Below are 24,016 nucleotides of genomic sequence, written 5' to 3'. Positions count from 1 at the left end.
TATTCTACAGATGGAAGTTTTGGAAAGCCTAAGAACTTTGTCAAACTCGGTTCCCTCAAACAGGACTAAAGTTCTAAGGCTTTCCAAAACTTCCATCTAAGAATAATACTAAAACAATTTAGCTAATGTGATTACACACTTACCATATATCACTACATAAAAGTTAAAATTCAAACTAGTAACTTTATGTGTACACATTTAGTTATATTGTTTAATGCTTAAAAATTAAGGCGCAGCCTGCTGAGGTATAGTATATTGAATTTAGTACTTTGTTACAGGATGTGCCATAAGTTATTATTGAAAATAGATAAAGTATGAATGTATAAACTAAGTAATAAGTATTATGAAAGCTACGCTTCTTATTTAGAGTCATATCAGAAAGTATTTATATATGAACGTAATGCACTAAGAAGTGAGTTTTCCTTCACAGCATATATTAGCCGGAATACAGTTGAAAGTTACTTCGCTTACGTCGTGATATTTTTAGATTGTAATCTTAAAACATAATTCTCGCTAAAGTTACTGCCATTACAATTGAAACACAATCTGCTAAAACTGCTGCCCAAAGAGTATGTCTTATTTTTTTTATTCCTACAGCACCAAAATACACCGTAAGTGTATAAAATATTGTTTCTGTAGACCCCATAATTATAGAAGAAACTCTCCCTATGTAGCTATCCACTCCAAACTTATTTATAGTTTCCGCGAAAATACCTAAAGCACCACTGCCTGATAAAGGTTTTATTAATACTAGTGGTACAACTTCTGGTGGAAGTCCTATAAGTTTTGCAAAAGGTTTTACAATAGATATAAAACAATCTAAAGCTCTAGACTCTCTGAAAACCCCTACTGCCACTAGCATGGCCAATAAGTATGGAAATATGGTAACACATATATTAATTCCCTCTTTTGCACCTTCTACAAAACATTCATATACTTTAACTCCTTTAAATATTCCATATGCAGTTATAGATATTATAATTATAGGAACTATTGACTTTATTATATAATCCAAAATGTCACCTCCATTGATTCTTTCTTAACCATCATTTGATTCAAAAATACCTTTGCAGTATCTTACAAAATACTATTCCAAATAAAGCTGCTGTACCAGTAGCTATTATACCTGGCAATATAGTTTCTCCAGGATTCTGAGATCCTACTGCTGCACGCATTGATATAACAGTAGTAGGCAAAAACTGTATACAAGCTGCATTTATTACCAAAAACAATGCCATATCATCACTAGCTGAACTGTTTTTTTTATTTAACCTATCTAATTCCTTCATAGCTTTAATTCCAAAGGGAGTAGCTGCATTTGAAAGTCCCATCATATTTGCAGTTAAATTCATAACTATTGCTCCCATAGCCTTTTCATCTTTAGAAGCTTCCTTGAAAATTAACTTTAGTATAGGTTTTAAAATTTTTGCTAATTTATCAGTAAGACCACTTTTTTCAGCAATTTTCATTACTCCGCACCATAGACACATTATTCCTAATAAACTTATAGTTAATTTTACTGTGGATTCTGTAGAAGACACTATAACCTTAGATATATCTGCACCTCTCCCAGTAAAAACACCTAGTATTATTCCAAAACCTAAAATAAAAAACCATATATAATTTATCACTTACCTATCTCCTTTTCATAAATAACTTTGTTATATTAGTTATTTATATATATGTTCAAATTATATTCAAATTGCCTAACATAACCTTTAAATGAAAATTTAACTTTACAGTTAAGTTACTATAAGTTATTATTACTATTGAAATTAAAATTTAAGAGTGCTACCATTTATGTTGTATATAATTTTTTGAAAATCGGAGGTTTGAAATGACCATTAAAGAAATAATGAAATACATAGAAAGTGAGTATTCTGTTATAAATGATACTCCTTGTGAAATATGTGGTGGCCAATATTTAGCGGAAGACTTAAATATTGATATAATAGATGATATACCATATGATGTATGTGCCTGTGTATGCTCCAATTGTGGACATGAAAAAAACTTTGAGTTTTGCGCACCATTTATAGATGATGATGGATTAAAAAAAGTCAAAAATATATTAAACTAAAGGAGAATCATAAATGAAAGAAGGAAATTTAGAACTAGCTCAAAAGGATATTGATGAAGCTTTAGAAACAATTCAAAACATGGAAGAAAATTTAAGTAAAGAAAACCTACCTAAAGAAGTAATATTAGAAAATTTCAAAGTTCTTACAGAAAAAGTTAGTAAATTAGAATTAATTTTAAAAGAAGAAGGAATACTAGAATAATAAGATTTTTTCAAAATCACCTTCATAAAAAACTTCATTTGGGAACATCCTTAGATTTGTGTAAATCAAATCTAAGGATGTTCTTTTTATGTATGTATAGCTGGTATTTGTGGAAAGAATAACTACAAAAGATTTTTTAGGAGGAGAAAGTTATGAATTCATTAGAGATACCTGATATTGATTTAAAAAAGGAGCTAAACAAATGCAAAAGTATGGAGGATTTAGTTGGTAAGAATGGCTTAATGCAGCGACTATTTGGTGGTATAATTCAACAGTTTTTAGAAGCAGAAATGGAGGAACATCTTGGACGCGAAAAATATGAGAGGCAGAATGGAGAAGATAGAAATTATAGAAATGGATACAGTTCAAAAAATATTAGAACCAGCTTTGGAGAAGTAGGTGTAAATGTACCAAGGGATAGAAAGGCAAATTTTGAGCCTAAGATTGTTAAGAAATACGAAACTGTGTGTAATGAACTTGATAAAAAGGTTATAGGACTATATGCAAGAGGAATGTCTGTGGATGATATTAAGTCAGAAATAGATGAACTATATGGAGTAGATATATCCCCTTCAATGATATCCAAAATCACTGATAAAGTAATGGATACAGCCAATGCCTGGCAAAATAGAGCTTTAGACCCTATGTATCCTATAGTATATATGGATGCAGTTCATTTTAAGGTTAGAGATCAACATAGAATTGTTAGCAAGGCAGCATATATTTGTATGGCTTTAGATGTTAAAGGTTATAAAGATATATTAGGAATATGGGTTGGTGAGCAGGAAGGAGCTAAATTTTGGTTATCTGTATGCAACGATCTTAAAAATAGAGGGGTTAAAGATATACTCCTAGCATGTATGGATGGTCTTAAAGGTCTTTCTGATGCTGTTAAAGCTGTTTTTCCTGAAGTAAATATACAAAGCTGCATAGTACATCAGATAAGAAATTCTATAAAATATATACCTTCAAAAGATATAAAAGCCTTTTTAAAGGATCTAAAGTGCATATATCAGGCGGTAAATGAAACAATGGCAAGTCAATCACTGCAAGCTTTGGAAGCTAAGTGGGGAGATAAATATCCAATAGTAATACAATCATGGAATAGCAATTGGGATAACCTGTCAACATATTTTGATTTTCCTCAAGATATAAGAAAAATAATATATACCACTAATGCCTTAGAAGGTTTCAACAGACAACTTAGAAAATTCACTAAAATAAGGACCGTATTTCCTACAGATGACTCTCTTACAAAGGCTTTATACTTGGCTACAGAACAGATAATGGTTAAATGGACATCGCCTAAACAAAATTGGCCTAGTACCTTAGCACAACTTAGTATAATGTTTGGAGAAAGAATTGAACAATATATTTAAGCAATAAAGCCTGTACTATTTTGAATAAAGATGAATAATAATGAAGATATTACAAATAATAATAACATAAATAAGCTATACTATCTTATTATCTAGTTATTCCCCAAAAAATAAAAATTACTACAGGACTCAATTCCTATAGTAATTTCCAATTAATTTTCTACTTGTCTATTTTATTTTACACAAACCTACGGACGTTCTCCTTCATTTACATAAAAAATCACTATTGAACTTTAATAAGTTCTATAGTGATTTTTATTATGGTTAATTACAATATGAGTTTCTATTTAAATTTAGGTATTTCAAAATTTAATTTTATATCCTTAACCTGCTCTAAGATATTTGTTATTCCCTTTATCATATTAGGAACTTGTTTATATGACCAAGCTACATCTGTAGCATATTGATGTTCCCCTGGATTAGAAGGATTCCATCTCATTTTATATAAAGTATCTTGTTTTCCATTAGGATTATTTATATATTGTGATGCAATCCACTGAGCTCCACCATTAATTGCATCCTCTGGAGTAAACCATTTGTTATCATAAGCTGCTTTAGTTCCATAATAATTAGGATCTTTATCATATGCACCTATTCCAAAGAAATTATACACAGGTGCACCAAAAATATATTTACCACTGCTATCTTTTTGTCCACCATTAGCCAATAATGATGCTCCATTTCCAGTTTCTAATAAGGAATGTGAAATTAAATATACAATACTTATATTATTATTTTTAGCAGCATCTAAAAATGCTTGTCCTTTTCCATCTAAAATTCCTTTACCTTTTAAGATATTATTAACTTGATCTACATTCATACCATCTGTATAACTTAATTTTAAAAACTGATATTTCCCATTTGAATCCATAAAATTATTAGGATCTAAATAATATTTAATCTGATTTTTACTTGCAGCATTATTAAAATCATTAGTTTCCACAAAAACTGACTTGTCACTTAACTTTGTTTGAATATCTACCATTTGATCCACCGAAATATCATAATTTTTATATTCATTGTTATTTGTATCTGCACTATTTATACATCTAAAATAGTCAACATAATAGTTATCATAATCTGTATTCACATCCTTATGTGTTCCAACGTTTCCTGACCTTTTAACATATATTAAAACTTTATATTTTTGACCATCTGCTCCTGCATCTAAAGTTTTTGTTGATGTTATTTTTCCATCAGAAGGTTTAGTATACCCATTAGTAACTTCTGTATAACTATCTTTCTCTAAAGAGTAGTTATGTACAAAAATTCTATATTCAACATCTTGTCCATTATTAGTATTTAAAGCAAAGACCTGTTTTTGGGTAGATAAAAGTGGAGAATACTGAAACTTACATGAAACTATTTGTTGTAAATTTTCATAATTACTGCCATCCTCATATTTATTGTTAGTAGTAAACTGCATTTCCATTGGAGAGCTAAGTTTCTTACCATCTGTTGATTGAACGTCTGTACCTATTATCAAATTATATTTTTTATTTGGTTCATATCCTGAAACTTCAGGACTTATTACTACCGTATCAGAACTCTTACCCATGGTTACGCTTACAGGTACAATTTTGTTATTTTCGTCCTTCACCGTTATGCTTTTGTCATTAACAGTATCTGTCTTTAAAGATGCATTAAATTTTACAGTCCATTCCTTACTAGTAGTAATGTTAACCTTTGGACTGCTTAATGATAAACCTTCTGCGGAAACCTTAGTAGTAACTATAGTTAAAGAACATATCAAAGCCAAGATAATCATTTTTATTCTTTTATTCATAATCTACCCTCCATTTTTTTCTATGTAATAATATATTAAAAAAGTTCTATATTTATTTAAATAATTTTAACCCCATATTATGAATATTCGTCTATTTTATATAAAACTTGCTAACTAGCTAAAAAATTTGATATCATTTATAAATAATACTTTAAAATTTACATATAACTAAATCACTAACAAAAGGAAGGAGATTTTATTGAGTTGCATACAAACAAAATAAACCATAATGAAAACTCAGATTCTATGAGAATAAACAAATTTATAAGCGAAAAAGGTATTTGTTCTAGAAGAGAAGCTGATACGCTAATACAAGAAAAAAGAGTTACTATAAATGGTATCACAGCAGAATTAGGCTCTAGAGTAAAGTCTACGGATGAAGTAAAATTGGATGGTAAACTTCTTACTGAAAAAGAAAAAGATGATAAGGTGTATATTGCCCTAAACAAACCTGTAGGTATAATATGCACTACTGAAAAAAAGATCAAAAATAATATAGTGGATTTTGTGAACTATCCTAAAAGAATATTTCACATTGGAAGGCTAGATAAAGATTCAGAAGGATTAATATTTTTAACCAATGATGGTGATATTGTAAACAAAATTTTAAGGGCTGGCAACAATCATGAAAAAGAATATATTGTTACTGTGGATAAATGTATTACAAATTCGTTTTTAAAGGAAATGGCCTCTGGTGTTAGCATATTAAATACTGTAACTAAACCTTGTAAAGTGTATAAAGAAGGTTCCCACATATTTAGAATAATATTAACTCAAGGTCTAAACAGGCAAATTAGAAGAATGTGTGAGGCATTAGGTTACAATGTATTAAAACTAAAAAGAATTAGAATAATGAATGTAACGTTGAAAGATATTCCTGTAGGTAAATGGAGATACTTAAGTCCAAGCGAACTAAAAACTATAAACAAATTAACTTCTACTTCTATAAAAACTGAAGAAGCTTCTTTATCCGATAATTAGTTTTTCGGATAAAGAAGCTTATGTTTATTGCCCTTTAACTTTCTTTTTACTACTAGTAGTAGTACTAACATTATAATTTAAATTACTTATTCTTCTTTCAAATTCTTTCATATCATGGTTTGCTGAAACATATACTCTATTTAATGTGTATATACCTTGATTTTTGTTAGACCAACCGCTTTCGGTAGTAAAAGCCATAACATAGCCTGCATCCTTAGCTGCCTTTACAGTATCATTGTTGCATTTTCCATAAGGATAGCCTATATATTTTACCTTTTTATTAAGAAGCTTCTCTAAAAACTCCTTTGACCCCTTTAATGTTTCAAGTTGTTTATCATATGGCAATTCATTTAATTTGTCATGATTCAAAGTATGACTTTCTATATCTATACCATTATGCTGCATTTCCTTTAATTGAGCTGACGTTAAAAAACCTTTATCCTTATCTATACAATTAGTAATAATAAATACGGTAGCCTTAAATCCAAATTCCTTTAACACAGGATAAGCATTTTCATAATTATCCTTGTAGCCATCATCAAAAGTTAAAACTACTGACTTTTCAGGAACAGGTTTATTGTTAAACATAAAATTATACAATTCTCCTAAAGTTAATGTTGTATAACCATTATCTTTTAAGTATTTCATTTGCTCTCTAAATTTTTCTTTAGGAACTCTAAGTTCATTTCCTGCTTCATAATCAATGGAATGATACATAATTACAGGTACAGATTTATCATTATATTTAAGAATTCCATCTTTAAATTCTCTGTCTTTTTCATTATTTTCTGCAGTTTCATTTTTGTTCTTTACTGTACTACTTTCTTTAGTATTACTAACTTGCTGCTTTGTAGTTTTTTCACTATGAGATTTTGCTTTTCTTCCATTAATAAAATTGTAGCTCAAAACTCCCATCATAAGAACAATAACCATTAATAATGTTAACTTTTTATATTTTCTATTCATACTTTCACTTCTTTCCTAATTTTCATTTATATACAAAACACTATTATATTCTTATAGACAAATTTTATTATAATATAAATTATGTTTAATTTATACTGGAAATATGTAAATTTTAATTAGAAAGTTGTCCACATTATTAACATTTTATATGTTGATAACTTGTTAGTACAAATAAAAGTTATTTTTCTTTTATTGTTTTATTGATATAATTGAGCAATGTGTTATAATCTTTACTAACTTTTACATTTTAGCACTATGTTTATTAAAAATAATCACTTAAAACTAATCCCTATAATAAACTTTAACTTACTATATATTCTAAATGTTATCAACATTATCCACAGATAGCTTGTTCATAACTTGTGAAACTTATGGTGGATTACTAAATATTCACGCAAAAAATTAATAAATAGGTCAATTCCTTGCAAAATATATTAACATTTATACACATTATCCACAGTTCTGTGGACAACTTGTGCATAACTCAGCATTTTTTATTAATTTTTCATATTTACTTTAACATATATGATGTAAAAATCATATAATGTACTATGCAAGGCCTACCAGTACAATTGATTTCTTTTTCTTTTTTAATGCTAAGTTTCACTAAATTATAATTATGAAAAATTTAAAATTAATTGAAACTTAGCAACTACATAAACTTATACTAATAGCATCTAATAATCTTATTATGTATTTTCATAATTTTAATGAATATTTTCCTATAGTTAAGTTTATCCTATAATATAGCTTATAATTTTGCAATATGTTTTTGATAATATTTTTTGAATTTTCTTAACATTTTTAAGATTTTATGTTATTATTTTATTATAGTATGTATTTTCATGAAGGGTGGGAATATTATGAGAGATAAAGTTATTTTCGTAGATTTTACTAAAAATAAAAATAAAAAACAATCCATGTTATCCATGTTAAAAAACTTCTTTAGAAAAATATTTAACTCTACAAATACTCCATCTGATCCAAATGATACTAAAAAAGTGATACATTATAACCGAGACATCTCCTAAAGGTGCAATGATTATGCACCTTTTTTTTTCTATGATAAAATATAAATAAAAACTTTGGAGGTTTTATTATGAGAATAGGAATAGGTTATGATGTACATAAACTTGTTGAAAATAGGCTTCTCATTCTTGGTGGAGTAAATATACCTTATGACAAAGGATTATTAGGCCATTCTGATGCAGATGTACTCTTACATGCCATAATGGACAGCTTACTTGGATCTCTATCTTTAGGAGATATAGGCAAACACTTTCCAGATACAGATCCTTGTTACAAGAATATTTCTAGCTTAGTATTATTAAAAAAGGTAGGTGAACTAATAAATTCAAAAGGATACATGATTGAAAATATAGATTCAATTATAATTGCCCAATCTCCTAAATTATCACCTTTCATTGACGATATGAAAAAAAACATAGCTGAATCTTTAAAAATAGATACTTATAAAGTAAGTGTAAAGGCAACTACTGAAGAAGGATTAGGTTTTACAGGCAAAAAGGAAGGAATATCTTCTCAAAGTGTATGTTTAGTTGAAAAAATCTAAGTTGAATAAAAATAAGAAATACAGAATCCAACCCGTAGTTCTTGTATTTCTTATTTTTTATTAAGATTTATACCAACCATATGCAAAATAAACATGAATAACGGTATTCCAACCAAAAGTCCCCACATACCCATAAAATGCTGAGATATTATTAACACTATAAAAACAAAGAAAACAGGTATTTTAGTTTTTGAAGACATAAATTGAGGTGTTAGTACATAATTTTCTACTGCATATAAAAGTACTATCATTGATATTACATATATAACTTTAATCATACCTCCAATATTAAAAGCAATTATAGAAAGAGGAATTAAAGCCATAATAATACCTACAATTGGAATTAAACTAAATATAAATATCATAAATGCAAGTGCAATAGATTCAGGGAAATTCATTACACTTAACATTATTAACGAAAGAATAGAGTTAGTAACTGCAATTAACATTTGAAGCTGCACAACCTTACCAAAGAAAACTAAAAAGTCCTTCCAAAACAATACTACGTACTTGTACATTATTGAAATCCTACTGGTTTTAAACTTAATTAGAAATCTCCTGACGTTAGTCCTTTCAAGCATAAAAAATAAGCTTAACACCAACGCTAAAATTATATTTATTCCCCATTTCCCTAAACTTGTAATAAACTGAACTATAGTACTTACCTCATTTTTTAAATAACCTTTTATATCAACCTGCCCTATTAAAGGATACAAATATTCCTGTACTTTATTTATGCTATATTGAGACTTTCCTCCAATAAATCCATTAGCTAATATTACGCTCTGGTTTACTATTAAAGGAATATACTTATATACAAAATATATTAAAAGCGTAAAAATTATAATATATAAAGTTATAGTTATAAACACTTCTTTTAACTTTATGTACTTTCTCAAATTAACTATAATAATCTTTTCTAAACTATAAATTAAGTATGTAAATAAAAATGTTAACAAAAATAAATCAATAATATTTTTTAATGCATAAATAAGTATTGCTACAATTATAAAAACTGATATTTCCTTAGTTGTTTCTTTTCTCAATATTTCTCTAAGAAAATTCATCTATTATCATCTCCATGTATATACATAATTATCAAATCCCTTTATTTAATTTTACTTTTAATAATAACATACGTCAATATTACCTCCTAATCTTCAAAATTCAAGTAATTTTATGCATTGATTTTCCACTAACTTACATAGTAAAACCCTATGTAACTATTACCTTTTACATAGGGTTTTTAATAAATTCGTTAATTTAACATTAATACTATTTTACTTTCCTAAAGTCGCTACCATGACTGCTTTTATTGTATGCATTCTATTTTCAGCTTCATCAAATACCAATGAATGTTTACTTTCAAATACTTCATTAGTAACTTCCATACACTCTAGTCCATATTTGTCGTATATTTGTTGTCCTACTTTAGTACTTGTATCATGAAATGCTGGCAAGCAATGAAGAAACTTTACATTTTCGTTAAGAGTATTTTTTATCATATCCATATTTACCTGATATGGCTTTAAAAGCTCTATACGTTCTTCCCATTCTTCTTCTGGTTCACCCATTGATAACCAAACATCCGTATATATCACGTCTGCATGCTCTACACCTTTTACTATATCATCTGTAATGGTTATACTTCCTCCATTTTGTTCAGCAACTATACTACATTTTTCTAATATATCTGAATGTGGAAATAATTCTTTTGGAGCTACTATTCTAAAGTCCATCCCCATCTTTGACGCACCTATCATAAGAGCATTGGCCATATTGTTTCTACCATCACCAATATATGCAAATTTTACTTGATTTAATGGTTTGTGAATATTTTCTTTTATAGTTAAGAAATCTGCTAAAACTTGGGTTGGATGATCCTCGTCAGTTAACCCATTCCATACAGGTACTCCTGAATATTTTGCCAAAGTTTCTACAACTTTTTGACTGTACCCTCTATATTCTATACCATCATACATTCTTCCTAAAACCCTTGCAGTATCTGCTATAGATTCCTTTTTTCCCATTTGGCTGCCTGTAGGTCCAATGTATGTAACATTTGCACCTTGATCCATTGCCCCAACTTCAAAAGCACATCTAGTCCTTGTAGAATCCTTTTGAAATAACAATACTACATTTTTTCCCTTAAGCATCTGTTTTTCAGTTCCTGCATATTTTGCATTCTTTAGTTCCTTTGCTAAGTTTATTAAAAAATTTATTTCTTTAGGTGTAAAATCCATTAAAGTTAAAAAACTTCTATTCTTTAAATTAAACACTTAAATACCCCCTTTATATTTATATATTTCTAATCTATTTGAGATTATAATTATTCTTTCTTTTGTATATTTATACATATATTATATATTATATTTTAAAAAATTTCTAGTATATTTTACTTAAATATCTTATTTTTTATTTCATAAACAAAAAAACTAGGTAAATTTAAACTGCACTCTACTAATTTAATTGAGTGTAGTTCAAATTCACCTAGTTAATTTTTAATAAATATTTATACAATAAATCTGAAGTTATACAGCACCTATACTATATTTCTATAAACTTAAATATTATTTTCATAATTATCTACTATATTTTGTACTAATTTTTTTATAGCACTAGCCTGACAAATTAAAGTCATTACTATAAAAAAGACCTTTATTCGTTCTTGCTCCTCTTTTTTTAAATTCATATTCTCTACAATCTTATCAATCTTATCTCCATCAAAATGCTGCTTTGATATAAATTCTTCGAAACTATCTTGTTGTATATCTGAAAAATTTTTATAAGCTTTTTCCCAGGATATAATATCATCGTCCCTGTCATTTATATCATTAAAAGCTAAGCAAAAAACTTTTTTTATTTCCTGAGTAGTAAGTATTGGTCTCATATAACTAAGGAGTACTAGCTGTGCTAAATGCAACTTAGTATATCCCCTCTTCTTTCCATCCTCTGGTTTTGATATGATTTCATTTTTAATATAATTTTGAACTATATTATTAGTATATTTTTCATCTAAAAATTTATCATTAAGATAATCTATGACCTGTGATAAAAATAAATCATATCTTGGCAAATCTTCATAAGAAACTATAGTATTTTTAGATATATCCTTAGCAATCTCATCTATGCAATCTATAGTAAATTTATCTTTTTCCATATAATAACTTTGATTCTTAATTTATTTTTAATTGTAAAATAAGAACCAAATTTTCACCGCCTTTCCTTTATAATTATTATTATTAACACATTTTATATTAACTTATATTCTATATATACTTCCGTACATTTATATTATAAGGTATATATAAACTCTTTACAACTTAAAAAATTATGCATTACATTGCATATTACATTAAAATCTTAAGCTATATGATGCTATTCTTATCCTTACACTTAATAATCAGTTTAAAAAGTTATAATTTCACTTAAATGAGCTATTTTAAATATTGTTATAAAGTATATTATACTATATAATAATTTTATACTCAAATTAATAAAATTTATTATTATTTCTATCCAATAATACAGTATAATATGCTAACATATAATAAAAAGCAATCCTATTTTCTTGGGGGGTGAACAAAATAAATAAGAAAAGATTTTTTATATGCTTATTACTTGCTTTTTTATTCTTATCAACAGATATTTTTAATCCTCAATTAGCAAGTACCTTAGGTGTAAATAATAATTATACTATAGCCTATGCTAAAGGATCAGGAAGTTCCAAAAGTTCAGGTGGTAGTTTTAAATCCGGAAGCTTCTCTTCCCCTAAATCTTCTAGTAGTTCTGGAAGTTCTTCGTCATCTAAGTCTTCATCGGGAAGCTCTAAATCCTCAAATGGGGATTTTAAATCCGGAAATTTTTCAAATTCACCTAAGTCCTCTTCGGGAAACTCTAATTCACAAACATCAAACAGTAGTTCAAATAGTGGAACATCTCGAAGTTACGATAGTGGAAGTAGACGATCATTTTTACCTATTCCAATACCTATACCAATCCCTTGGGGACATGGATATAGTTCCGGTTATGGTTACAGCACCGGAAGCTTTTTAGGAACCATATTCAAGTTTATAATCTTTGTAATAATAATATTATTTATTATTAGATTAATAAAAAATAGAAGAAGATAATTAAGGAGGATTTTATTATGGGAATATTTTCAAGAATGTCTAACATGTTTAAAGCTAAGGTTAATAATGCTTTGGATGAGGTTGAAAATCCAATTGAACTTTTAGACCAAAAGATTAGGGATATGGAGGAAAGTTTAAATAAAGCTAAATTATCTTCCGCTCAAATCTTAGGTAATGTTCATGAAATTGAGAAGAAAATGGCTACTGCAAAAAGGGATTCAGAAGATTTTGATGAAAAAGTTAAACTTGCTATGAGTAAGGGCAATGAAGATTTAGCTAAAAAAGCTCTTGCAAAAAAACTAGAATGTGATAAAACTTATAATTCTTTAAAAACTAGCTATGAAGATGCTAGTAAAAAAGCTGAAACATTAAAAGCAAAGCTTAGGGAACTAGAAAATGAAATAGAAAAAACTAGAGCTTATAGAGATGAAGCCTCAGCTAGATTTAATAATGCTGAAGCTAGTAAAAAGGTCAACGAAATTTTATCAAATGTAGATGCTGGAAGCAATAAAATAAACTTAGATGATATAGAAAGAAAAGTTCAAAGAAAAGAAGCCTTAGCAGAAGGCCTAGGAGATCTAAGAGAAGATAATTCTTTAGAAAAGGAATTTGAAAAATTAAAAGAAACCGATCTTGATGAAGAATTAAAAAAATATAAACAGAACTAAGGTGATTTATTATGAATAAAGCTGAAGAATTTCTGAAAATAGAAAAAGATAAATATAGTAAAATATATGTAGACATAACTTACGCTATTGATAACATATCACCGTTCTTAGATCAAAGTACATTAAAAAGCAGAAAGTATGTATCTAAAATTCACATTTTAAAAAAATACATGGAACTTATTGATGCAGCAATGTCTGAAATTAATAAAAGTGGATTTTTAGGTATATTTAAAAATGATAAGTCTGTGGATTTAATTAAAGATTACAGAGATGAAAATATAGATTCTTTAGAGCAACTAGAAAAATGCAGCAAATGTCAATGCTTAAATTGTACTGCCAATTGTAAATTTGATAGTTGCTTAGGCTGCAAAGATAACTCAAAAATAATCTCCTGTGATCACAAAAAAATAAACGTTACAAAACATGATAATTTCACTTTGAATTTAACTAATAATAGAACAGGTGATGATGACAGATATATTGTTTTATCAACTCTTCAAGATGTAGAAGTAGATAATAAATATATAATAATTCAAAATGTTGTAACCAAAGAAAAATTCATACTTCATTATTACCCAGGAATATCTGAAGATACTTATGGTGAAATTACAGATCCTGAAGAATTTGATTTTATTGTTTCAACTTTTCAAAGTATAGAAGAATATTAATCTAATTAATTTCATTGTTATGTATTGTGGATTTATTCACATAATTGCAACTTATCCACAGATTTCAAAAAGTTGTGCACAGATTTTGTGGATAAGTTGTATGCTTTGATATAGTTCATTTTAACCTAAAATTATGCGTTTTTATTCACAATGTGGATAACTTTGTTTGTTGATAACTTTGTTTTTTGTCTAATTGTGTGTACTATATGTCACATATTATTACATTATGTTTTTTATTAACAAAAATAATCCTAATGATTTTATCATTAGGATTTCTTAATTTAATCTACTTTTGTGATTTATTATAGTCATCTAAGAATTTCTGTATACCTGCATCTGTTAATGGATGTTTAAGCATTTGCATTAATACTTTGTATGGTATTGTTGATATATTTGCTCCTGCTTTTGCACAATCTAAAACATGCATAGGTGTTCTTATGCTTGCTGCTATTATTTCTGTTTCTATACCATATATCTCAAATATTTCAGCTATATCTTCTATAACCATAATCCCTGCATTACCTATATCATCTAATCTACCCATAAATGGACTTACAAAACTTGCTCCTGCTTTAGCAGCTAATAAAGCTTGTTGTGCTGAAAATATTAAAGTAACATTTGTTCTTATACCTTCTTTAGCTAAAATTGAAACTGCTTTTAATCCTTCTTCACACATAGGTATTTTTATTACTATATTTTTATGTAATTTTGAAAGCTCTCTGCCTTCTTCAACCATCTTATCAGCTTCTAAGCTTATAACTTCTGCACTAATAGGACCATCTACAATGGCACAAATCTCTTCAATAACATCCTTTAATTTCCTGCCTTCTTTAGCAATTAATGAAGGATTAGTTGTTACACCATCAAGTACCCCCCATTTTGCTACTCTCTTTATTTCTTCTACATTAGCTGTATCAATGAATATTTTCATAAAATAACCTCCTAAAATATAAACTATAGTTCTAATTATATCATATTTTCCAAAAATTTAACCGGTATTCCAACTATTTTTGGAACTTATATTTACAAATCATATCTTCAATAAACTTCTTATATTCATGCTTTCTAGTGTCTTCATACAAAGAATCATAAGTTGCATAGTTGTCACATAGTGAAATAATTAATATAAATTCACAATACCTATTATACTTTTCAAAGAACTTATAGGCTGCTTCCATTCTTTTATTTTTATCCATTTTAAAAATTTCCAATGGACACATATGTACTTCTACAAGTTTTTCCACAAGCTGAGCTGACTTTTCAGGCACTTTCATATCTTTACATATATCATTAACTATCTTAGCTCCTTCTTTTTCATGACCAAAAAAACTTACACTATCTTCTTTCTCTTTATAACAGTTAAATTTTCCTATGTCATGTAAAAAACATGCAAGACTTACACATTCTCTTACTTTAAAATTGTCTATATGTTCTTCTAAACTTTGCAAGTTAAGTCCTTCTATTTTTATTCTTCCTTTAGTTACATCCTTAAACATTTCATAAGTTAACTTCATATGAGTAAATGCATCTTCTGTGTGATATTTGCACTTTCCTACAGTTTTTAATTCCTCCATATAAGGGAATATATTTTTTAAAACACCATAATTATCCAAAACCTCAAAAGCTCTACCATTATTATCTACTTCCATTAACTTCATAAGTTCAGTAAATAATCGTTCCTTGTTACAACTTTTAAGTTTACAAGATAAATCAACTATTTTCTTCTCTGTTTCTAAATTAAAATGCATACCATATCTTATACAAAACCTAATACCTCTTAATATTCTAATTGGATCTTCTTCTATACTTGTATCACTTACATTTTGAATAATTCTGCACTCTATGGCTTTTCTTCCATTGAAAGGATCTATTATTTTATTTTCTATAAGTTTAAGAGAAATTGCATTTATAGAAAAATCCCTTTTACTTAAATCTTCTTCAATACTTTTTCCTTTCATTTTGGTTATATTAAAAACTATATTTCTATCATTATATCTATAACTATCTTTGTTTTCTTTTAGAGAATAAAAGCTGAATTGTTTATTATCTAAAGACATTAATAACTTGTTTATATCTCCATTATATATAATATCTAATTTTGATGGTTGACTTTTAAAATCTATAAGTCTTTCCCTAACAAATGTCCCTACTAAATATGCTTCACCTCCTACTTCATTTAAAGACTCTTTTAACACTTTTAAAAATTCATTTGTACTATTCATTTGTTATCACCTACTTATCATTATTTTACCACATATAAATAAACATATTGCAATTAAAATTTTCCTTGTTTTTTACAATAATGAAAATTTAGTATAAAAACTTACCCTGTAAATATGCTAAAAATGCGAACTCTTTTAATTTATTTAATATTTACAAATTATTAACTTTAAAATCTAATCTAAACCTACTGCTAAATGTAACCATTAATTGCATGGTATTGGTTAATTAAAATAACTTTCGACATTTAAATTTTTATTATCCATATAATTACTATTTTATTTTTTCTTGTTATTCATTCCTGTTTTTCTATAATTAGGAACATGGTTTTCACAGTTTTTCTTTACATACATTGATTTATCAGCATTCTATAATATAGTAAAAAAATGTATTTTGTAATAAAAACATATTGACATTTGTATATTTTGGTAGTATATTAACTATAGATGGAAGTGAATAAGAAATTTGTAAATTTATTTCTTAAAGCATATTGACTTTTAATGTCATATTTGCTATTATTTAATTAAACATATGTCGAATTATGGAGTTAAAGGAGGATTTTCAAATGAAATCAACTGGAGTTGTAAGAAGAGTAGATGAATTAGGAAGAATAGTTATTCCTATAGAACTAAGAAGAACTTTGGATATTGCAGAAAAAGATGCTTTAGAAATGTATGTTGATGGTGAGCAAATTATATTAAAGAAATATGAGCCTGCATGTATATTCTGTGGTGATGCAAGAGATGTTGTAAACTACAAAGGCAAAAATATTTGCAAAAATTGTTTAAATGAATTAAAAGAAGGTAAATAGTAATTTAAGTCCACATGATAACTCATGTGGGCTTTTTATTTAAGTAAAGATTTTATGTGTGTAAAGGTTAAGTTATTAATATAAATAAAAAGTCTTACAAACTCAACGGCTTGTAAGACTTTTATACGTATTATAAATATCATTAACACTAATGATAATATTTTCTACCTTACTCTTCTTCCTCCACTGAAATCAGAATGTAATGGTGATATTCTAACTACATCTCCAGTATGTGGTGCATGAATCATACATCCATCACCTACATATATTCCAACATGATGAGCTGGTGAGCCAAAGAAAACTAAATCTCCTGGTTGAAGCTGATCTCTTGATACAGCCTGTCCTACACCTTGTTGATCTGAAGCTACTCTTGGTAAATCTATTCCAAAATGTGCAAAAACGTAGCAAGTAAAGCCAGAACAATCAAAAGAGCTTGGCCCATTTCCTCCCCAAGCATAAGGTACACCTTGGAAAGTTGACGCATATGCAACTATTGCACTAGCTGATGATGAACCTCTTGACAATGCTGGTGACGATGCGCTATATTTTTCAACTTGACTTTGAGCTGAAGCAACTAAATTATTTGTTTCAGCATCTGCTGCCTTAAGAGCTTTTTCCTTAGTATCTAAGCTGGCAATTAAGTTTTTTTGTTCACTTCTAGTATTATTAAAGCTTGCCAATTTCTTTTCATTATCTGCTTTTAAAGCTAAAAGTTTATTGTTCTCAGCATTTAAAGCTTCCTTTTTCTTTGCTATTGTGTCCTTTTTTTGTTTTAAATCGTTTATTACTTTTTCATCAAAACCTACTATTTTTTTAACAGTATCAACTCTTGATATGAAATCACTTAAGTTATCGGACTGCAATATAACACCTAGGTAGCTATCTGCTCCATTTATGTACATAGCCCTAACTCTTTTATTAAATACATCCTGTTGTCCCTTTATGCTGCTTTCTGCATTAGTTAATTCTTGCTGAGTTGCTTTTATGTCTGCTGTAGTTTTTTCAATGCTCTTTTTATTACCATCTATTTGTTTCATTATTTCTGTTATCTGGTTGTCCAGTTTTTCTACTTTTGTTTCTAAATCCTGTTTTTGTTGTTGAACTTGAGCTATCTGTGGATTACTACTTGATGGTGCAGCTAAAACGGTTCCATTCATTGTTACTGCTAATGTTAAAGCAATAACAACAGATAAAGTTTTTTTATTCAATACTTTAACCTCCTTAGTTAAAAAGATTTCTTATTAATTTTTTGCTTTAATTTCAAATATATATAGAATATTCGCTAAAATACTCCTTAATATAAGTGCTTAAAACATCTATGTTTATAAAAAAACATTTATTACTCTTAATTATTTTTTGTCATATAATTAAATTATTTTTTTAATAAACTTGCAGCCAAAAACTGCATGTTTATATTATATCATTAATTTATATCAAATCTCAATGTTATAGCGGTATTTTTTTAAAATCGTTAATATTATCCTATGAAAATCTTTAATTTATTAATAAATCCAAAGCTTTGATTTTAATATGCATATATATTAACATAAAATATTCTTAATTTACTAAATTTTTTACAAATTAATTGAATACTTATATATTTCAGATTTAGGCAAATTTCTATCTTTGGCCACTTTCTTTATAGCCTCTTTTTTATTTAGCCCCTCTTCAATATACATTTTTATATGCTCATCAATACCTAAATCTTTCCACTCTGACATTTCCTCATCCATTATTTCCTTTTCATCTTTTCCTTCAACTACAAGTACAAGTTCCCCTTTTACTGTTTTGTCTTCATAATAATCTATAGCTTCGCTTAAATTCAATCTAAGTATTTCTTCATGCATTTTTGTAAGTTCTCTGCATATGGATATTTTCCTATTACCCAAATTGCTTTTTAAAAACTCTAAAGTATTTTTAAGTCTATGAGGTGCTTCATAAAATATCAAAGTTTCTTTTCTATTTTTCAATTCTTCCATCATATTTTTTCTTTCCTTGTTGTCCCTTGAAATAAAACCTCTAAATATAAATTTTGTCGTATCCATACCTGAATATACTAATGCTGTAGTTACAGCAGTAGCTCCAGTTAAAACCTCAAAATCTATATTTTCTTCTATGCACTTAGAAACTATTACTGCTCCTGGATCTGATATTCCTGGAGTTCCAGCATCGCTTACTAACGCTATGTTCTTTCCTTCTTTAAGCTTATCTATCAAATTTTCACTTTTACCTTGCTCATTGTGCTTATGATAACTTATTAAAGGCTTTTTTATATTAAAATGGTTTAAAAGTTTCAGGCTTTGCCTTGTATCTTCTGCTGCTATTAAGTCTACCTGGTTTAATACCTCTAGTGCTCTTAAAGTTATATCCTTTAAATTACCTATTGGTGTAGGTACTAAATATAATTTTCCAATACTCATATATGTTCCTCCATTTAAGCATGATTTTTTACTTATTTGCCGTATATCTTATTAATTTCATCAGTATAGCTTCCATCTAAATTATGTACACAAAGAGGTGCTTCCCATTTTAAAAAAGTTCCTCCATTATTTTGACCTTCTATTAATAACATATTTGGAGCTTTTTTAAAATTAGGTTGAACCATCTTTATTAACTTGGGTTCAATTTTATATTTTCTCATAAGGCATATAATATCTGCAAGCCTATCTGGTCTATGAATCATATACATCCTGCCATTGTCCTTTAAAACTGCTTTACATGCTTTTATAACATCTTCTAAGGTACAGCATATTTCATGTCTTGCAATAGCATCTTTATCGTTAGGATTTACAATTCCAGAATTTTTTAACTTATAAGGTGGATTTACTGTAACTACATCTACCTTGGATAAGTTCTTGAGAAATTTTAAATCCTTTAAATCCGTATTAATAAACTTTATTTTATCCTCTAGTTTATTAAACATACAAGACCTATCCGCCATTTCCACCATTTCTTCTTGTATTTCTATTCCAACTATTTTAGAAGCTTCCGTTTTTCCTGCTAATATAAATGGAACTATTCCTGTACCAGTACATAAATCTATAACTTCTGCATTTCTTTTTACAACTGCAAAGTTAGCAAGCAATACCGCATCTACTCCAAATCTAAATGCATCTTTTTTTTGTATTACACAAATTCCTTTTAACTGCAAGTCATCTAATGTTTCATCCTCTTTCAAAAAGTTATCAACCATAAGCTTTATCCTCATTTCTATAATAAATAACCACTTAGTAGGTTAATTATTCTTAAATATTATAATGAATTATATTTATTAACAATTATCATTTATATAAATTAAATTGTCAAATTTCCTTAATTTTACATAAAATTAAGCCTTAAGATTAAAGTGTATCTTAAGGCTTACTTAGTACTTATATCTGGAACATTTGCTGGATTGTCTCCCATAGGTTTGTCCCCCATAGGCTTATCACCTAAACTTGGATTACCCAAGGGATTTGTTCCTATAGAATTGTTCTCTATTTTATTATACTTATTGCTTACAACAATTATATCAACTCTTCTATTTCTTGCTCTACCATCTTCTGTAGAATTATCTAATACTGGTCTATACTCTCCATATGCAACTGATGAAAGCTTTTTAGGAGGTACTCCATTAGCTATGAGTAGTTCAGTAACATTAAGTGCTCTAGCCGAAGATAACTGCCAGTTATCAGAAAATTGCTCATTATGTATAGGAACATTATCCGTATGACCTTCTATTCTCATTGTATTATCTAACTGATTTAATATTTTTCCTATTTCCACAAGTTTCCCTTGTGAAGCCGCTATAACTTCTGCTTTTCCTGTTTCAAAAAATAAAGTATCTCTTAAGCTTACTACAAGTCCTCTTTCATCTACTTCAGTAGTAACACTATTTTGCATTCCATTTTTTTGTAAATAACTATCAACCTTTTTCTTTAAGTCCTCCATTTTAGACTCTTCTGTCTTTCCATCTGAACTGTTTCCACTAGGACTTGAATTTGATATGTTTGGAGAATTTTCATTACCTTGCATTATTTTTCCGCCACCCATAGCTATACTCATTGATTGAGAAAGCTGAGAAAACTTTGCTTTGTCAACATTACTCATAGCATATAAAACAACAAAAAGTATCATAAGTAAGGTCATAAAGTCTGAGTAACTAAGAAGCCATCTTTCACTATTTTCATGTTCTTCTTGTTTTTTCTTCTTCATACTTCTGGCTTACCATCCATTCCTTCAAATTTTTTAAGTTCTTCTTTACTTAAAAATCCTTTTAATTTTTCTGCTATAGTATTAGGATTTATTCCTTCTTGTATATATAATATACCTTCGATTATAAGGGACTTTTCTCCAAATTCTTTTTCATCTAGTGCTTTTAATCTAGTTGCTAATGGTAAAAACAATAAATTTGCAGATGAAAGACCGTACAATGTAGCTAAGAATCCTGATGCTATTTTAGGACCTAAGGTGTTTGGGTCAGACAAATCAGCCAAAATGTGAACTAGTCCCATTACTGTACCTATAATACCAAGTGTAGGCGCATATCCACCTGCTTGTGCAAAAATAGCCGCTCCCTTTTTATGCCTTTCGGATGTAGATTCCAATTCTAACTCTAAAATACTTCTAACAGCTTGTGGATCAACTCCATCTACTACTAATTGAAGTCCTTTCTTAATAAATGGATCTAAATTAGGATCCGCAGATATTTCTCCTTCAAGGCTTAATAATCCATTTTTTCTAGTCTTATAAGATACATCTTTAAAATATGCTACAAGAGCCGATAAATCTATTTTTTTTGGAGTTATTGCAACCTTTATTATTTTTGGTAACCTTTTTAAAATTTCTCCTGGAAACGTTAAGCCGACTGCTCCTGCTGTTCCACCAAATACTATTACAGCCGGTGCAAGTAGGAAAAGTGAACCTATTACTCCTTTTTCTATTACAAATCCTGCTATTATAGATCCAAATCCAACCAAAACGAAAATGATAACAGATATGTCCATTTTTATCCTCCATTCAACAATTTTGCTTTATATAATAGATATTCGAACAAAAAAAACCAATCTTTATATAATTTTATATTTATATTAGGTATATAAGAGAATTTACCCTAAAACTGGTTTGATATATTTTTATTTATATTTATCAAAATAAAAAGACTGCTTAATTGCAGTCTTTTTGTTAATAACACTATTCTTGAACTGGTGCTCCTACTGGGCAAACATTAGCACAATTTCCACAATCGATACAAGTACTTTCATCTATAACAAATATAGAATCTCCTTGACTTATAGCGTTAACTGGACATTCTGAAGCACATGTTCCACAACTTACACATGAATCCTCTATTTTGTAAGCCATTATGTAACACCTCCTTTTAAAATTCGATGTTTCACATCTATTTTTTATTTTACCACGTTTGGACAAGTTTTTAAAGACAATTTTAAAATACTATATAACCCAAATCTTCTATAGACTGAACCAGCTTATCGTTATTGACAAAATAATCATCATACACAACATTTACTTCGCCTTTATCCTTATTTATTTGACAAGCCACTACACCTTCGTTGCTTGCAACTGCTACTCTAATCTTATTAACGTCTTCAGCTGTATTCATATTATAAATTTTTAATACAGACTTCATAGTTTTCCTCCTTAATTGTCTTTAAATAATTCTTTAATTATATTCGGATCTTCAACTTCATCTACATCTATTTTTATTTCATCTTCATTAATACTTCCTTCAAATCCACCAGTTACTAGTTCTACTTCTTCTATTGGAACTTCCACTAATGTTTCTTCTCCATCTTCAGACTTTACTTTTACTTTTACACTTTCCTTTACCACTGAATTTGAAAATACCACTCCTCTGCCATAAGGAGTATTTACAACAGAGTCTTGTTTAGGCAGTCTCTTTCTAATTTTTTCATAAGTTTCTTGTTCATAATTTAAGCAGCACATAAGCCTTCCGCATATTCCTGATATCTTCGTAGGATTCAAAGATAAATTTTGTTCCTTTGCCATTTTTATTGATACTGGAGCAAAATCCCCTAAAAATGTAGAACAGCACATAGTCCTTCCACAAGGTCCAAGTCCTCCTATCATTTTAGCTTCATCCCTTACACCTATCTGTCTCAATTCTATTCTGGTTCTAAAAATAGCAGCCAAATCTTTTACAAGTTCTCTAAAATCTACCCTTCCATCTGCGGTGAAATAAAATATAACTTTATTATTATCAAAAGTATATTCTACATCTATAAGTTTCATTTTTAATTGATGCTTCTCAATTTTTTCTAAACATATTTGAAAAGCTTCCGTTTCTTTTTCCTTATTTTCATTATGTTTTCTTGTATCTTCTTCAGTAGCTACTCTTATGACACTTTTTAGTGGTGCAACTATTTCGGATTCTTCTACTTCTTTACATCCTATTACGCATTCACCAAATTCTATACCTCTAGCTGTTTCTACTATTACTTTACTATCTTTTTCTATATATAAATCGCCTGGTGAAAAATAGTATATTTTACCAGCCTTTTTAAAACGCACCCCTATAACCTTTACCAT

At 28.2% G+C, this 24,016-nt stretch carries 27 protein-coding genes; 10 read left to right on the top strand and 17 right to left on the bottom strand.

Translation table 11 applies throughout. The features are described 5' to 3' along the window. Positions 1–496 precede the first annotated feature (496 nt). Both Ccar_RS21255 and Ccar_RS21250 read right to left on the bottom strand, forming a co-directional pair. A complete protein-coding gene (locus Ccar_RS21255; RefSeq protein WP_007063528.1) occupies positions 497–1,015 on the bottom strand; it encodes a spore maturation protein in 519 nt (172 codons plus the stop codon). Positions 1,016–1,055: 40 nt separating this feature from the next. After that, the gene (locus tag Ccar_RS21250; RefSeq protein ID WP_007063527.1) at positions 1,056–1,631 is read right to left on the bottom strand and encodes a nucleoside recognition domain-containing protein; all 576 of its coding nucleotides are present in this window, start codon (positions 1,629–1,631) and stop codon (positions 1,056–1,058) included. A gap of 206 nt (positions 1,632–1,837) precedes the next feature. On the opposite strand from Ccar_RS21250, the gene Ccar_RS21245 reads away from it, so the two are divergent. From Ccar_RS21245 to Ccar_RS21235, 3 genes are all read left to right on the top strand, one after another. Next, complete coding sequence (locus tag Ccar_RS21245; protein ID WP_007063526.1) at positions 1,838–2,080, top strand: hypothetical protein; 243 nt, start codon at positions 1,838–1,840, stop codon at positions 2,078–2,080. Between the two features lie 13 nt (positions 2,081–2,093). After that, the gene (locus tag Ccar_RS21240; RefSeq protein ID WP_007063525.1) at positions 2,094–2,282 is read left to right on the top strand and encodes a hypothetical protein; all 189 of its coding nucleotides are present in this window, start codon (positions 2,094–2,096) and stop codon (positions 2,280–2,282) included. Between the two features lie 152 nt (positions 2,283–2,434). Next, entirely contained in the window at positions 2,435–3,661 is a 1,227-nt protein-coding gene (locus Ccar_RS21235; protein ID WP_007064321.1) for an IS256 family transposase, read from the top strand. 283 nt (positions 3,662–3,944) lie between these two features. Here Ccar_RS21235 and Ccar_RS21230 read toward each other — a convergent pair whose 3' ends face one another. Further along, positions 3,945–5,447 (bottom strand): N-acetylglucosaminidase, encoded by a 1,503-nt coding sequence (locus Ccar_RS21230; RefSeq protein ID WP_007064036.1) that lies wholly within the window; start codon positions 5,445–5,447, stop codon positions 3,945–3,947. A 246-nt stretch (positions 5,448–5,693) separates the two neighbouring features. Between Ccar_RS21230 and rluF the strand changes: the two genes are divergently transcribed. Continuing rightward, entirely contained in the window at positions 5,694–6,428 is a 735-nt protein-coding gene (rluF, locus tag Ccar_RS21225) for a 23S rRNA pseudouridine(2604) synthase RluF (protein WP_237737376.1), read from the top strand. 24 nt (positions 6,429–6,452) lie between these two features. Here the strand turns inward: rluF and Ccar_RS21220 are convergent, their stop codons facing one another. Further along, complete coding sequence (locus Ccar_RS21220; protein ID WP_007064034.1) at positions 6,453–7,394, bottom strand: polysaccharide deacetylase family protein; 942 nt, start codon at positions 7,392–7,394, stop codon at positions 6,453–6,455. 863 nt (positions 7,395–8,257) lie between these two features. Here Ccar_RS21220 and Ccar_RS26910 point away from each other — a divergent pair. After that, a complete protein-coding gene (locus Ccar_RS26910) occupies positions 8,258–8,425 on the top strand; it encodes a hypothetical protein (RefSeq protein WP_007064033.1) in 168 nt (55 codons plus the stop codon). A gap of 68 nt (positions 8,426–8,493) precedes the next feature. Further along, positions 8,494–8,967, top strand: a complete 474-nt coding sequence (gene ispF, locus Ccar_RS21215; protein ID WP_007064032.1) for a 2-C-methyl-D-erythritol 2,4-cyclodiphosphate synthase — start codon at positions 8,494–8,496, stop codon at positions 8,965–8,967. A 50-nt stretch (positions 8,968–9,017) separates the two neighbouring features. Here the strand turns inward: ispF and Ccar_RS21210 are convergent, their stop codons facing one another. The 3 genes from Ccar_RS21210 to Ccar_RS21200 all read right to left on the bottom strand — a co-directional run bounded on the left by Ccar_RS21210 (position 9,018) and on the right by Ccar_RS21200 (position 12,127). After that, on the bottom strand, positions 9,018–10,034 hold the full coding sequence (locus Ccar_RS21210; protein ID WP_007064031.1) for an AI-2E family transporter: 1,017 nt from the start codon (positions 10,032–10,034) through the stop codon (positions 9,018–9,020). 213 nt (positions 10,035–10,247) lie between these two features. Further along, entirely contained in the window at positions 10,248–11,246 is a 999-nt protein-coding gene (argF, locus tag Ccar_RS21205; protein WP_007064030.1) for an ornithine carbamoyltransferase, read from the bottom strand. 284 nt (positions 11,247–11,530) lie between these two features. Continuing rightward, positions 11,531–12,127 carry a DUF1836 domain-containing protein gene (locus tag Ccar_RS21200; RefSeq protein ID WP_007065128.1) on the bottom strand — a complete coding sequence of 199 codons (597 nt, stop codon included), beginning with the start codon at positions 12,125–12,127 and terminating at the stop codon, positions 11,531–11,533. A gap of 418 nt (positions 12,128–12,545) precedes the next feature. Between Ccar_RS21200 and Ccar_RS26500 the strand changes: the two genes are divergently transcribed. From Ccar_RS26500 to Ccar_RS21185, 3 genes are read left to right on the top strand one after another with little or no spacing between them, the layout of a single operon-like run. Then, complete coding sequence (locus tag Ccar_RS26500; protein ID WP_007064295.1) at positions 12,546–13,100, top strand: hypothetical protein; 555 nt, start codon at positions 12,546–12,548, stop codon at positions 13,098–13,100. 17 nt (positions 13,101–13,117) lie between these two features. Further along, complete coding sequence (locus tag Ccar_RS21190) at positions 13,118–13,768, top strand: PspA/IM30 family protein (RefSeq protein ID WP_007064296.1); 651 nt, start codon at positions 13,118–13,120, stop codon at positions 13,766–13,768. Between the two features lie 11 nt (positions 13,769–13,779). Further along, the gene (locus tag Ccar_RS21185; RefSeq protein ID WP_007065129.1) at positions 13,780–14,436 is read left to right on the top strand and encodes a hypothetical protein; all 657 of its coding nucleotides are present in this window, start codon (positions 13,780–13,782) and stop codon (positions 14,434–14,436) included. Positions 14,437–14,722: 286 nt separating this feature from the next. Here the strand turns inward: Ccar_RS21185 and fsa are convergent, their stop codons facing one another. Together fsa and Ccar_RS21175 are read right to left on the bottom strand one after the other, a co-directional pair. Continuing rightward, positions 14,723–15,367: a fructose-6-phosphate aldolase gene (fsa, locus tag Ccar_RS21180; protein WP_007063061.1), complete on the bottom strand. Its 645-nt coding sequence runs from the start codon at positions 15,365–15,367 to the stop codon at positions 14,723–14,725. Positions 15,368–15,440: 73 nt separating this feature from the next. Beyond that, positions 15,441–16,658 (bottom strand): tRNA nucleotidyltransferase/poly(A) polymerase-related protein, encoded by a 1,218-nt coding sequence (locus Ccar_RS21175; RefSeq protein WP_007065130.1) that lies wholly within the window; start codon positions 16,656–16,658, stop codon positions 15,441–15,443. 563 nt (positions 16,659–17,221) lie between these two features. Here Ccar_RS21175 and Ccar_RS21170 point away from each other — a divergent pair. After that, positions 17,222–17,467: an AbrB/MazE/SpoVT family DNA-binding domain-containing protein gene (locus Ccar_RS21170; protein ID WP_007063058.1), complete on the top strand. Its 246-nt coding sequence runs from the start codon at positions 17,222–17,224 to the stop codon at positions 17,465–17,467. A gap of 164 nt (positions 17,468–17,631) precedes the next feature. On the opposite strand, the gene Ccar_RS21165 is transcribed toward Ccar_RS21170, so the two are convergent. The 8 genes from Ccar_RS21165 to Ccar_RS21130 form a co-directional block, all read right to left on the bottom strand. After that, a complete protein-coding gene (locus Ccar_RS21165) occupies positions 17,632–18,675 on the bottom strand; it encodes a C40 family peptidase (RefSeq protein WP_007063057.1) in 1,044 nt (347 codons plus the stop codon). A gap of 366 nt (positions 18,676–19,041) precedes the next feature. Beyond that, positions 19,042–19,887 (bottom strand): 16S rRNA (cytidine(1402)-2'-O)-methyltransferase, encoded by an 846-nt coding sequence (gene rsmI / locus Ccar_RS21160; RefSeq protein ID WP_007065131.1) that lies wholly within the window; start codon positions 19,885–19,887, stop codon positions 19,042–19,044. A gap of 32 nt (positions 19,888–19,919) precedes the next feature. Further along, the gene (locus Ccar_RS21155) at positions 19,920–20,660 is read right to left on the bottom strand and encodes a tRNA1(Val) (adenine(37)-N6)-methyltransferase (RefSeq protein WP_007063055.1); all 741 of its coding nucleotides are present in this window, start codon (positions 20,658–20,660) and stop codon (positions 19,920–19,922) included. 167 nt (positions 20,661–20,827) lie between these two features. Next, the gene (locus tag Ccar_RS21150) at positions 20,828–21,661 is read right to left on the bottom strand and encodes an OmpA/MotB family protein (protein ID WP_007065132.1); all 834 of its coding nucleotides are present in this window, start codon (positions 21,659–21,661) and stop codon (positions 20,828–20,830) included. Then, the gene (locus Ccar_RS21145) at positions 21,658–22,452 is read right to left on the bottom strand and encodes a flagellar motor protein (protein WP_007063052.1); all 795 of its coding nucleotides are present in this window, start codon (positions 22,450–22,452) and stop codon (positions 21,658–21,660) included. The genes Ccar_RS21150 and Ccar_RS21145 overlap by 4 nt, the downstream gene beginning before the upstream one ends. 187 nt (positions 22,453–22,639) lie before the next feature. Further along, positions 22,640–22,810, bottom strand: a complete 171-nt coding sequence (locus Ccar_RS21140; protein ID WP_007063051.1) for a DUF362 domain-containing protein — start codon at positions 22,808–22,810, stop codon at positions 22,640–22,642. A gap of 82 nt (positions 22,811–22,892) precedes the next feature. Further along, positions 22,893–23,096: a heavy-metal-associated domain-containing protein gene (locus Ccar_RS21135; protein ID WP_007063050.1), complete on the bottom strand. Its 204-nt coding sequence runs from the start codon at positions 23,094–23,096 to the stop codon at positions 22,893–22,895. Positions 23,097–23,107: 11 nt separating this feature from the next. Beyond that, on the bottom strand, positions 23,108–24,016 hold the full coding sequence (locus tag Ccar_RS21130; RefSeq protein ID WP_007063049.1) for a PSP1 domain-containing protein: 909 nt from the start codon (positions 24,014–24,016) through the stop codon (positions 23,108–23,110).

The organism is Clostridium carboxidivorans P7 (assembly GCF_001038625.1).
Taxonomy (GTDB): domain Bacteria; phylum Bacillota; class Clostridia; order Clostridiales; family Clostridiaceae; genus Clostridium_AM; species Clostridium_AM carboxidivorans.
Note: the sequence above shows the minus strand (reverse complement) of the source record. Positions and strands in the feature narration are given on the sequence as shown.